Below are 11,720 nucleotides of genomic sequence, written 5' to 3' on the forward strand. Positions count from 1 at the left end.
GCGAGCCTCACCGCCCCGCCGTTGGCGCCACCAGCAAGTCTTGCAGCGGACGGCGCAGCGAGCGCGCACTGGCCGCCGGGCCGGCGCCTATGCGCCCGAGAAACACGGCCCGATCCAACGCGGCCGGCCCCAGCACGGCCTGGCAGCGCACGGCCAGCTCCTGCGCCAGCTCCTGCAGGCCATCGGTGCGCGAAAAGGCGCGCCGTTCGCGCACATAGCGGGCAAAGATCAGCGGCGTCAGTTCCGGCTGCAATTGCAGGCCCAGTTGCGTGGCCGTCAGCCAGAAGCGTTGCATGGCGCGCCCGGCCGCCACGTAATCGTCGATGTGGCGCGGCGACGCCTCGGCCAGCAGCGCGAAATGGGCGGCGCAATACAGGCCCGGCAGCAAGTCCATCTGCAGGCGCGGCGCGACGGTGCCCGCCAGCCAGGTATTGAAAAAATCCACGCGGCGCCAGCTGTGCATGACCCAGCGCATCAGGCGCGCCGTCATCGCGTCGACGCCCAGCGCCTGCTCCGGGATGCGGTCGGTGCTGTAGCGCGCGCCCCACTCGATCACGTCGCGGTGCACCTTGTGCGCTTCGGGCATGGTCAGGCGCAGCTTCGCATTGTCGAACATCAGCCGCGCGCAAGCGAGGCGCGCGCGCCTGCCTTCGAACCACTGCACGCCGTAGCCGGACGGCAAGCTGGCCGCCAGCGCCGCCTTTTCGCTGGCGCGCAAGCTGCGCGTGCTGAGCCGGCGCCGCTGCACGCTGCGCTGCGGCAAGAAGGCCGCCAGCGGATCGGGCGGCATGCCGGGGCTGTCGACCAGGCGCACATCGAAGGTAGGCAGGGTGTCGGGCATGGACAGGCGCCGGCGCGCCTCCATGCGCAAGCCATGGCTGCTGGCCGCCAGTGCCATGCTTTCGAGCAAGGCGCCCAGCGACAGCTGGCTGGGATGGCCGTCGAGGTCGTACACGCAATGGCTGCGCGTATCGAAACCGTGCACGACGACATGGCGCGGCGCCACGACTTCAAAGCGCCACGGCTGCGTGTTGTCGCCGCTGGGCGCCCAGCGCGCCTGCTCGAGGATGTTTTCCAGCACGGGATCGATTTGCAGTGCTTGCGCCATTTATGCCCCCTGCGCGGCGCGGCGCCGCTGGATGATGGCCATCGTCAGGCGCTGCAACGGATGACGGTGGCCGCCGGGACGCCAGGTATGCACGAGCTTGTTGCGGTAGGCGTCGAAATGCATGCCGTGCGGCGCCGCCATCACCTTGCCCCGCTTTAACAGGATCTTCAAGGCTTCCGTGGCGGCCGCGCCCGCGCACAGCTGGCAGCCCATGATGGTCGACGGCCCGCGCCGCTCCTTCAGGTTGATGGCCGACGGGTCGACCAGGTAGGGAGCATGCAAGCCGGCCGGCGCCAGCCCGACGAGAAAGCGCAGGGCTTTTTCTTCCTCGGGCAAGTCGCCCCAGCCAAAATATTCTTCGAACGTCATGCCGCCCGGCAGGAAGCTGAGCACGGCCGTGCCCATGCCCAGCGGCGCGGCCGTGATGGCGGGGATGCCCAGGCGGGCGCAAGTGGCGAAGGTGGCCTGGCGCGCGGGAAAGGCGAAGAAATCCAGGCCGTCCACATACAGGTCGACACCGGCGAAGAACTCGGCCAGGTTGCTGTCGTGTATGCCGTCTGGGAATTGTTTAATATCAAGTTCGGGATTGATATCGCGCGCCATCTGCGCCAAGACCGCCACCTTGGGCTGGCCCAGGGTGGACACCATGGCGCCCGCCTGGCGGTTGAAATTGGCGATATCGAAGGTGTCGAAATCGGCGATGTGAAAGGCGCCGATGCCCAGCCGCGCCAGGGTCAGCAAGTGCACGCCGCCCACGCCGCCCATGCCGGCGATGGCCACGCGCTTGCCGCGCAAGCTGTCCTGCTCCGCTTGCGTGACCCAGCCCAGGTTGCGGGCGAACGCCGCGTGATACGAAAAACCGTCTGTCATGCTCACCTCTTCTGTGCATCCCTTGCGGACGAAGAAAGTTGGACAGGTGAGCCGGGGTTAAGTTCCCCAATGACAGAAAAAAGCGCTTAGCGCGTCAGGCGCCGCGCCGCAGGCACGCTGCGCTGTAGTGCTGCCGCCGCCGGCGCCGCTGCGCCCACCTTGAACACGCTGACGATCTGCGCCAGCCCCGCCGCCTGCTCGTTCATCGCCTGCGCCGCCGCCGACGCCTGCTCGACGAGGGCCGAGTTTTGCTGCGTCATGTTGTCCATCTCGACGATGGCCTGGTTGATCTGTTCGATGCCGGCGCTTTGCTCCGCGCTGGCCGAGGAAATCTCGGCCACGATATCGGTCACATGCTGCACGCTGGAAACAACTTTTTCCATCGTCTCGCCCGCCAGCGCCACCAGTTTTTCACCGGCGCCCACTTGCTCGGCGGAACTGTCGATCAGCTGCTTGATTTCCTTGGCGGCCGCGGCCGAGCGCTGCGCCAGGTTGCGTACCTCGCTGGCGACGACGGCGAAGCCACGGCCCTGCTCGCCCGCGCGCGCCGCTTCCACGGCCGCATTCAGGGCCAGGATATTCGTCTGGAAGGCGATGCCGTCGATGACGGCGATGATGTCGCCGATCTTCTTCGACGAGGCATTGATGGCGCCCATGGTGTCGACCACCTGGCTCACCACGCCGCCCGCCTGGCTCGCCACTTGCGAGGCAGAAATGGCCAGCTGGTTGGCCTGGCGCGCATTGTCCGCATTCTGGCGCACGGTCGAGGTCATTTCTTCCATGGTCGACGCCGTTTCTTCCAGCGAGCCCGCCTGCTGCTCCGTGCGCGCCGACAGGTCGTGGTTGCCGGAAGCGATCTCGCCCGACGCCGTGGAAATGGATTCCGCGTCGTTGCGCACCTGGCTCACCAGGTGCGCCAGGTTATCGCGCATGGCCTTGATCGCCATCAACAGACTGGATGTATCGCCGGGACGCGTATCGATCTGCGTCGTCAGGTCGCCTTGGGCGATTTGCGCCACGATGGCCGCTGCATAATCGGGTTCGCCACCGAGCTGGCCCAGGATGCGGCGCAGCATCAGGGCCGCCAGGGCGCCCACCACCAGCATCAGCGCGCCGCCGATGGCCAGCAGCACGCCCGCCTGGGCCCAGAACTTGTGGTTGATGTCATCGATATACGTGCCCGTGCCGATCAGCCAATCCCATGGCGCAAATTTCACCACGGCATACATTTTTGCCACCGGGTCCTTCACGCCGGGACGCGTGCCATCCGCCTGCACCAGGCCGATGCGGCTGGTGGCGAGGGCCACGCGGTAGCGGTCGCCCGACTGCTTCATGTTCTTTTGCGGCGTGCCGATGCGCGCAGGATTGGGGTGGACGTACAGCAAGTCCGTGCTGAAATCGCGCACGAAATAATACATCTCGTCCTTGACGAAGCTGCCGATGGCCAGCTTGGCCTGCTGCTGGGCCTGCTCACGCGTGAGTTTGCCCGACTGTTCCAGCGCATACGCTTTTTCCACCGAGGCATTGGCCAATTCCACCAGCACCGTCAATTGCTCGACCCTTTCCGCCATCATGGTCTGGCGCAGCGAATACAGGGAGAAGGAAGCGATGAGGACGATGCCCAGCAAGGTACTGAAACACAGGAGGAGAATGCGCGAACGGAGAGTCATGGGAGCCTGGGTAAAGAATAAAATGTGGAATTATAAACAATTTCCATGTGGAAATCTTTTCAGAAAAGCAAAGCGGGCGGCGCTACCAGGCTGATGCCCGGCAGGCACCGCCCGCATATGTCTTGCTGAAGTCTGACTGACAGGTCAGGCCAAGGCTTCCTTGGCCGCCTCTTCCGGCGTCAAGCCGTCGTAGAACTGGTCGGTGAACCACTCGACCTGCTCTTCGATATGGTCTTGCGCCTGCGCCACGGTGGCGCCGCCGGCCACGAGGAAGCCTTCGACCTCGATACACCAGTTGATCAATTCCAGGGTTTCCGGATCGAGTTCTTCTTTCTTAGCCATCGTACAGTCCTTGCTTGTTAAATTGCGATCACATCCATCAGCGGCAGTTTAACAGCTTCGCCACCTTGCCGCTCCCGCAGTTCAACAATGAAGCTTACTTGGCTGCAACGTTCTTGCGTTCCGGATACAGGACTACCTGTACATAATTGTGCATGTCCAGGTAGCGCTGCGCCGCCAGTTTGACGGCTTGCGGCGTGAGGGCACGCACGCGCTGCTCGTAGCGCAGCAGGTACGTGGGATCGCGGCCCTGCGTTACCGAACCCATCAATTGGTTCATCCAGTAATTATTTTCCCGCAAGGATTTCTGCTGGCGCGTGATCCAGTTCAGCTTGACCTTTTCCAGGTCCGCCGCGGATGGCCCGTCCGTCTTCATCTTGTTGATTTCGGCAAACGCGGCGGCGATCACCTTGTCCACGTTTTCCGGTCCCGTCGGCAAGTTCAGGGCCACGGAATAATGGCCATACGGATGCTGGCCCATGGACGTCTCGAAGCCGCCGCCATAGATCATGCTCATCTTTTCGCGCAGCACTTCGATGACTTTCAGGTTCAGCACCTCGCCCAGCGCCTGCAGGGTCAGCTTTTGCTCGTCCGAATACGCCACGTCGCCATTGAAGGTGATGGAAATCGTGCTCTTCGGCTCGCTGCCCATGTAGATATCCTTCTTGACCACGCCCGTCACCGGGCGCATGCCCACGTCGCGGTAGGCGTGCGGCACCTCGGCCACGGGCAAGGTGCCCAGGTAGCTGGCGATCAGCGGCTTGATCTTGTCGAGCTCGAAGCTGCCCGCGAAGATGAAGGTCATGTCGCGCGCGCTGGAAAAGCGCTGGCGGAAGATGTCCAGCGAGCGGTCCAGCCCCACCTTGTCGAAATCGGCCACGCGCGGCACGCCATCGACGCGCGGGTTGTCGCCAAACATGGCGTGCTGGATGGCGTCGTAAAACACGGCTTCCGGCTGCGCCATGCTGTTTTTCGCCAGGTCCTGCTGCTTGCCGATGAAGGATTGGTACAGGCCAGCATCCTTGCGCACGTCGTGGAAATACAAATACACCAGTTGCAGCATGGCTTCCACGTCGGCGCTGCTGGCCGAGCCGCCAAAGCCTTCGCTCAGCTCGCCCAGCGAAGCGCCCACGTTGACCGTCTTGCCGGCCAGCACTTTTTGCAAGTCCAGCGGCGCCAGGTCTTTCAAGCCCATGCTGCCGACCACGGCGCTGGCGTAGCGGGCGTTGTAGATGTCGGCGTCGCCGAACAGCGACTGGCCGCCGAAGCGGGTCGAGCCCATCAGCACCTGGTCATTCTTGAAGTCCGTCGGTTTGAGCAGCACGCGCACGCCATTGCCCAGGGTCAGTTCCGTCACGCCGATGGCGCTGTTCAGCTTTTCCGCGACGATGCTGCCGCCGGCCGGCGGGCCATCCATCAGCTTGCTGGCGAGCACTTTTTCCGTGCGTGGCTCGATGGTCTGCTGCTCGGCCTTCGCCACGGCGTCGAGCAATTGCTGCTGCGTCGGCACCACCGAGGCCGCATCGCCCGCTTTCGGCTCGGCGCCCATGAAGACCACCAGTTTCTTTTGCTGGTCGGGAATCACCTTGGCCACCGTCTCGTTGATTTCCTGCAAGGTCACCTGCGGCAAGAGTTCCTGCGCGTACAGCAATTCATTGGCGATGCCGGGGATGGCTTCCTGCTCCAGGAAGTTGCGCGAATACTCGGCCACGAAACCGCTCGAATCGGACTTGTCGCGTTCGCTGTACGCGCGCTCGTAATTGCGCAGCATGTTCTTGCGCGCGCGGTCCAGCTCATCCTGGCTGAAACCGAAGCGGCGCGCCCGCTCATCTTCTTGCACCAGCGCATCGACGGCCGGCTGCACGCCGCCCTTGCCCAGCAAGGCATACGCGCTGAACGATTCATAGCCGCGCACCAGCTTGCCCATGCTGCTGCCGCCCTGGATGAACGGCGGGTTCGCCTGCTGCGTCAACTCCTGCATGCGCGCGCTGAGCATTTGCCCGTACAGGTTTTCGATCATCTGGCGGCGGTAGTCGGCAATGGTGACGGGCTCCTGCGCGGCGCGGATCGGGTAGCGGATGAAGACCGCGTCGTCCGGCGCTTCCTTGTCCGTGATCACCAGCGCTTCCGTTTGCGCCCGCTGCGGCACTTCCGCATACAGGCGCGGACGCGGTTTCGCCGGGTTCTTCAGCTTGCCGAAATGCTGCTGGATCAGTTTTTCAGCCTGTTTCGGCTCCACGTCGCCGACCACCACCACGGCCATCAGGTCGGGACGGTACCAATCCTTGTAGAAACGCTTGATGGCTTCCGGCTTGAACGTTTTCAGCACGGATTCCTTGCCAATCGGCATGCGTTCCGCATAGCGCGAACCATTCAGCAGCTTCGGATACAGCACCTTGTTCATGCGGTCGCTGGCGCCCTTGCCCAGGCGCGCCTCTTCCAGCACGATGCCGCGCTCGCTGTTGATGTCGGCCGGATTGAATTTCAAGCCATGCGCCCAGTCTTCCAGCACGAGAAAACCCTTTTCCAGGTTTTCTTTCTTGTTCGTCGGAATCGGCAGCACGTACACGGTTTCATCGAAACTCGTGTAGGCGTTCAAGTCGGCGCCGAACTTCACGCCGATCGATTGCAAATAGGAAATCAGTTCATTGCGCTTGAAATGCGTGGAGCCATTGAAGGCCATGTGTTCCGTGAAGTGGGCCAGGCCTTGCTGGTCGTCATCTTCCAGGATGGAACCGGCTTTCACCACCAGGCGCAATTCCACTTTTTGCGCGGGACGGGCATTTTTCTTGATGTAATAGGTCAAGCCGTTCGGCAATTTTCCGACGGTCACTTCTGGTGCCAGCGGCAAGGGATCGCTCAAACGGATTTCTGCCTGGGCCATGCAGGCGCACGCCAGCAAGACGGCGCCCGAGATCAGGCGTAATTTACTCAGCTTCATGTATTCTCAACGGTAAGATTCAGTAGGCATACCTTACACTGAAATCCTGTTTCCGCCATTAAAAACAGCTTAGGAAAAACTGCTTTCCCCAGGCAACTTTGTCGAATGACAAACTCAACAGTGCCCTGCCATATTTTTTCAATTGTGCTAAAGTGTTGCCGCCGGTCATGTGGACCGGCACAACATACGTCTTCGGGGCGGGGTGCGATTCCCCACCGGCGGTAAGACCGGCAACGGTCAAGCCCGCGAGCGCTTTCCAGGCACCGCTTGGCGAGGTCAGCAGATCTGGTGTGACTCCAGAGCCGACGGTATAGTCCGGATGAAAGAAGATGTGCAGTAGTGTGATGTCCCATCGCCACGGCGATGCGGCCAGTTGCGTCTATTCGCTTGCCCTGCAGCGTTTTTCGCCTATGCGAGGAGCGTTTCACCATGTTAGTCAACAGCTATACCCTGCTTTCCAACGACCTGGAAGGTCGCATCCAATCCGCCCTGGCCGCCATGCGCGCCGGCATTCCCGTCATCCTGCTCGACGATTTCGACCGTGAAAACGAAGCCGATTTGATCCTGTCGGCCGAGAAATTGACGAACGAAACCATGGCCCTGCTGATCCGCGAATGCAGCGGCATCGTCTGCCTGTGCCTGCCGACGGACGTCGTCAGCGCGCTGGAATTGCCGCCCATGTCGTCCGACAACGGCAGCCGCTACGGCACGCCGTTCACGGTCTCCATCGAGGCGCGCGACGGCGTCACGACGGGCGTGTCGGCCGCCGACCGCGTGACCACCATCCGCGCCGCCATCGCGCCGAACGCCAAGCCCGCCGATCTGGTGCGTCCTGGCCACGTCTTCCCCCTGCGCGCCGCGCCCGGTGGCGTGCTCGAGCGCCGTGGCCACACGGAAGGCTCCGTCGACCTGTCGCGCATGGCGGGCCTGAACCCGGCCGCCGTGCTGTGCGAACTGATGAACCCGGACGGCACCATGATGCGCGGCGACGATATCGAGCGCTTCGCCGAACTGCACGGCATGCCGATCCTGACCATCGAAGAACTGGTGGAGTGGCGCAGCACGCGCGGGCAATAATCCGTCAGGCCAGCCTTCAGGCGGCCACGGCCTTCGGCAAATGCACGTGGCGGTAGACGAGGCCCGCCGCCAGGCCATACGCGACGGCGATCGTCGCGTAAGCCAGCGGCAGACGCAGCGACCAGTCCGGCACCATGTGCAGGATACTGCCGATCAAGGCCACGCCCACCAGCGCGCCGATTTGCCGGTTCGCATTCAAGGCCGCCGCCGCGCTGTTCGCATGCTGCTTGCCGGCCACCCGCATCACGGTGGCCGTCATGGCGGGAATGGCGATGCCGACGGCCACATTCATCACGGCCGTGCCCAGCGCCAGCAGGAAATAGGGCGTGCCGGGACGCAAGGCCATCAGCAGCAAAGCCATGCCAGCGCCTACCAGCAAGCCTAGCAGCATGGGCAAGCGCGTGCCATGACGCGCCGCAATACTTCCCGCCATAAAGTTTCCCACCGTATAGGCCGCCATCATGGGCAGCAGGCGCAAGCCCGACTGCAAGGCATCGGCGCCGCCCGACTGCTGCAGAAACAAGCTCAACAAGAACAGCTGGCCGAACACGCAGAAATTGATCAGGAAACCCACTCCATTGGCCGCGCCGAAGCTGCTGCTGTGAAACAGTGCGCGCGGCAACAGCGGGTGGCTGCCGCTGCGCTCGCGCCGCAGCAATTGCCCGGCGGACAGCACCGTCAAGGCCCCCGCCGCCAGCACGCCCGGCGACAGCCAGCCCAGCACGGGACCTTCGATCAGCACGAAACTCAGGCCCGCCAGCGCCGCCACGCCCAGCGCATGGCTGAACAGCGATAGATCGCGCGGCTGGCGCGCCGGCGCGGCCAGCAACAGCTGCGCCATGACGATGGCCAGCACACCCAGCGGCACGTTGACCCAGAACACGCTGCGCCAGCCGAACTGGTGCACGAGGATGCCGCCGATCAGGGGGCCGGACGCGCCGGCCATGCCCACCAGCGCCGACCAGGCGCCCAGCATGCGCGTGCGTTCGCGCTCGTCTTCAAAGCTGTGCGTCAGCAGGCTGAGCGAACTGGGCATGAACAGGGCCGCGCCCGCGCCCTGCAGCAGGCGCGCGGCCGTCAGGAAATGCCCATCGGGCGCGGCGCCGCACAGCACCGAACCGAGGATGAAGACGCCCAGGCCGCCCTGGTACACGGCTTTCGGCCCGTAGCGGTCGGCCAGCGCGCCGCCGGCCAGCAGCAGCGCGGCAAACGTCAAGGTGTAGCCATCGACCACCCACACCAGGCCCGTCAGCGGTATGGCCAGGTCCAGCGCGATATCGGACAGCGCCACGTTGACGGCCGTGACGTCGAGCATGGCCATGACGAAGCCGAACGCCAGGGTCAGCAGGATCAAGCCGCTGGCGCGGCGCGGTGTGGGGGCAGGCATGGTATTTCCTTGCAGGGACGGGGGGCAGTCATTATGCGAGTGTTGAAGAATGCAGTAAACAGGCATAAAATCGGCACCATGATGCAAAAATGCATCACGATAACGACAGGAAAACAAGCAATGGATTGGGCTTATGGACTGGGATAACGCGCGCATCTTTCTGGCCATCGGCCGGGCCGGCACCTTGCGCGGTGCGGCCGCCCTGCTGCGCATCGACCAGGCCACGTGCGGGCGCCGCCTGGCCGCGCTGGAAAGCTCGCTGGGCGCCACCCTGTTCCTGCGCACGCCGTCCGGCTACGTGCCCACGCCGGCCGGCGAGCTGGCCCTGAACGCGGCCGAAGCGATGGAACGGGCGGCCGACAAGCTGCAACGCGAAATGCAGGGCGTCGACAACCGCCTGTCCGGCCTGGTGCGCGTGGCCACCACCGACACCATGGCCAGCCACTTCGTCATCCGCGCCATGCAGCGGCTGCACGCGGCGCACCCGGACATCCGCATCGTGCTGCACGTGGCGCCGCAGCTGGCCAGCCTGACGCGACGCGAAGCGGACCTGGCCGTGCGCGCCGTGCGCCCCACCGACCCGGACCTGATCTCGCGCCATCTGGTCAAGCGCAGCCTGGGCCTGTACGCGTCAACAAGCTACCTGGCGCAGCGGGGCGAACCCGTGCGCGGCACGGCGCTGGCCGGACACGACATCGTCATCTACCACCATTCCGTGGCGCCCCGTCACGCGGAAAAGCTGGCCGGCGAATCCGTCGCCAACGCCCGGGTGGCAATGGAAGTGAACTCGGCGGCGATGCTGCAGGAAGCCACGCGCGCGGGCCTGGGCGTGGCCGAGCTGGCCACCCACCTGGGCGATATCGACCCGCTGCTCGTGCGCATCTGGCCCGAGCGGGCGGAAAGCTACGACGTGTGGCTCGTCATGCATGCCGACCTGAACCGCTCTGCCCGCGTGCGCGCAGCGGCCGATGCGATCATCGCCAGCGTGGCCACCGCCAGCACCGCATGACAGCCACGCACAATAGTGCCGAGAAGAAACTTTCTTTTTGATAAGTCTGATAGAATCCGCAACCCCGCCGGGCACAGCCACCGCCACGCCGCCGCGGGTTCCCTCAATCCACTGGAGAATCTTTATGCTTATCTGGCAAGGCTTCGGCATACTCGCCCCCCTGATCTGTTTCATCGTCGTAGTGGCTGCGCAAGCGCTGTTTGGCGCCACCCTGGGCGAGGAATACACGAAGAGCCACGCATGGACCCTGGTCCTGGCCTTCCTGCTGGCGGCAGCCGCCAGCTGGTATGCAGGCGTGCGTCTGAACAATGCGCCAGGACGCGAACTGATCGACCCGGCCACGCAGGAAAGAGTCATCCTGCGCAAACGCCACACCCTGTTCTGGATTCCGATGCAATACATCGCCGTACTGATGGTCGTGATGGCCGGCTTCGCCCTGTTCGGATAGCCGCGCACGCTAGCCGTGCTTGCCGGGCCGGGCTGATGTTAAGATGCCATGATGACCCTATCCGTCTCCCTCATCATCAGCCTGCGCCGTTTGCACCGGGCCACCATGGCCTGGCTGGTCAGCTGGTGGCGCATGCTGCATTTCGCCATCCTCGTGTTTTCGCTGGCCCTGTCGCCGTCGAGCTATAACCGCGACAACCGCCCCATCCTCGCGCACCGCCTCGTGACGAACACGGCGCCGAACCTCGTGTGGTTCAGCGTCGCCTGTGCGCTCGTCAGCCTGGTGCTCATCCGCATCGTCGTCGTCAGCGCGCAAAGCTACGGCCTGTCGCGCTATGCGCTGGAAATGGTGGTGCGCGTGCTGGTGCTGGAACTGATCCCGCTGACGGCCGCCCTGTTCGTCGCGCTGCGCCTGACTTTGCCCGACGGCATTGCGTTTGCGCAAATGCGCTCTTCCGGCATGCTCGATACCATGCAGCGCCAGGGGGTCGACCTGCTGCGCCGCGAATACTTTCCACGCGTCATGTCCAGCATCTTTGCCGTGTGGATGCTGGCCATCGTCAGCTGCGTCACGTCGCTGATCCTCGCCTACATCACCATCTACGGTTTTACGCCGTGGGCGCTGCAGGGTTATACGCGCGTCGTGGGACAGATCTTCAATCCCGCCGTGGCCCTGATCCTGATGCTCAAGGTCATCTTCTTCAGCTTTGCCGTGGCCCTGATCCCGCTGGCCTCGTCCTACTATCCGGACGAGCCGCACGGCCGGCGCAACCGCCTGTGGGCCGCGCATGGCCTGTCTGAAATGCTGCGCCTGTTTTCCGTCATCCTGCTGGTCGAAGTGGCTTCGCTGATGGGCAATTACTACTGATGCC

The 11,720-nt window shown here is 63.9% G+C and carries 10 protein-coding genes and 1 riboswitch; of the genes, 4 read left to right on the forward strand and 6 right to left on the reverse strand.

The genetic code is table 11. From position 1 onward, the window contains the following. Positions 1-7 precede the first annotated feature (7 nt). The 5 genes from VPH40_RS07390 to VPH40_RS07410 all read right to left on the reverse strand — a co-directional run bounded on the left by VPH40_RS07390 (position 8) and on the right by VPH40_RS07410 (position 6,928). Positions 8-1,108: a nitroreductase family protein gene (locus VPH40_RS07390; protein ID WP_328573106.1), complete on the reverse strand. Its 1,101-nt coding sequence runs from the start codon at positions 1,106-1,108 to the stop codon at positions 8-10. Continuing rightward, positions 1,109-1,978 carry a ThiF family adenylyltransferase gene (locus VPH40_RS07395; RefSeq protein ID WP_251351591.1) on the reverse strand — a complete coding sequence of 290 codons (870 nt, stop codon included), beginning with the start codon at positions 1,976-1,978 and terminating at the stop codon, positions 1,109-1,111. An 86-nt stretch (positions 1,979-2,064) separates the two neighbouring features. Then, on the reverse strand, positions 2,065-3,648 hold the full coding sequence (locus VPH40_RS07400) for a methyl-accepting chemotaxis protein (RefSeq protein WP_099667245.1): 1,584 nt from the start codon (positions 3,646-3,648) through the stop codon (positions 2,065-2,067). 144 nt (positions 3,649-3,792) lie between these two features. Continuing rightward, positions 3,793-3,990 carry a hypothetical protein gene (locus VPH40_RS07405; RefSeq protein ID WP_010399555.1) on the reverse strand — a complete coding sequence of 66 codons (198 nt, stop codon included), beginning with the start codon at positions 3,988-3,990 and terminating at the stop codon, positions 3,793-3,795. 94 nt (positions 3,991-4,084) lie between these two features. Then, positions 4,085-6,928 (reverse strand): M16 family metallopeptidase, encoded by a 2,844-nt coding sequence (locus tag VPH40_RS07410; protein ID WP_328573107.1) that lies wholly within the window; start codon positions 6,926-6,928, stop codon positions 4,085-4,087. Positions 6,929-7,112: 184 nt separating this feature from the next. Then, positions 7,113-7,263: riboswitch (FMN riboswitch) on the forward strand. 94 nt (positions 7,264-7,357) lie between these two features. On the opposite strand from VPH40_RS07410, the gene ribB reads away from it, so the two are divergent. After that, positions 7,358-8,005 (forward strand): 3,4-dihydroxy-2-butanone-4-phosphate synthase, encoded by a 648-nt coding sequence (ribB, locus tag VPH40_RS07415; protein ID WP_099667243.1) that lies wholly within the window; start codon positions 7,358-7,360, stop codon positions 8,003-8,005. 16 nt (positions 8,006-8,021) lie between these two features. Here ribB and VPH40_RS07420 read toward each other — a convergent pair whose 3' ends face one another. Next, positions 8,022-9,392, reverse strand: a complete 1,371-nt coding sequence (locus VPH40_RS07420) for an MFS transporter (protein WP_328573108.1) — start codon at positions 9,390-9,392, stop codon at positions 8,022-8,024. A 133-nt stretch (positions 9,393-9,525) separates the two neighbouring features. On the opposite strand from VPH40_RS07420, the gene VPH40_RS07425 reads away from it, so the two are divergent. The 3 genes from VPH40_RS07425 (at position 9,526) to VPH40_RS07435 (ending at position 11,716) form a co-directional block, all read left to right on the forward strand. Beyond that, a complete protein-coding gene (locus VPH40_RS07425; RefSeq protein WP_099667241.1) occupies positions 9,526-10,401 on the forward strand; it encodes a LysR family transcriptional regulator in 876 nt (291 codons plus the stop codon). A 124-nt stretch (positions 10,402-10,525) separates the two neighbouring features. Beyond that, on the forward strand, positions 10,526-10,849 hold the full coding sequence (locus tag VPH40_RS07430; protein ID WP_328573109.1) for a hypothetical protein: 324 nt from the start codon (positions 10,526-10,528) through the stop codon (positions 10,847-10,849). Positions 10,850-10,897: 48 nt separating this feature from the next. Continuing rightward, positions 10,898-11,716, forward strand: coding sequence for an MlaE family ABC transporter permease (locus tag VPH40_RS07435; protein WP_442906622.1), 819 nt, complete (start codon positions 10,898-10,900; stop codon positions 11,714-11,716). Positions 11,717-11,720 lie beyond the last annotated feature (4 nt).

It is taken from the genome of Janthinobacterium sp. P210005, from assembly GCF_036231865.1.
GTDB classification, from domain to species: Bacteria; Pseudomonadota; Gammaproteobacteria; order Burkholderiales; family Burkholderiaceae_D; genus Janthinobacterium; species Janthinobacterium kumbetense.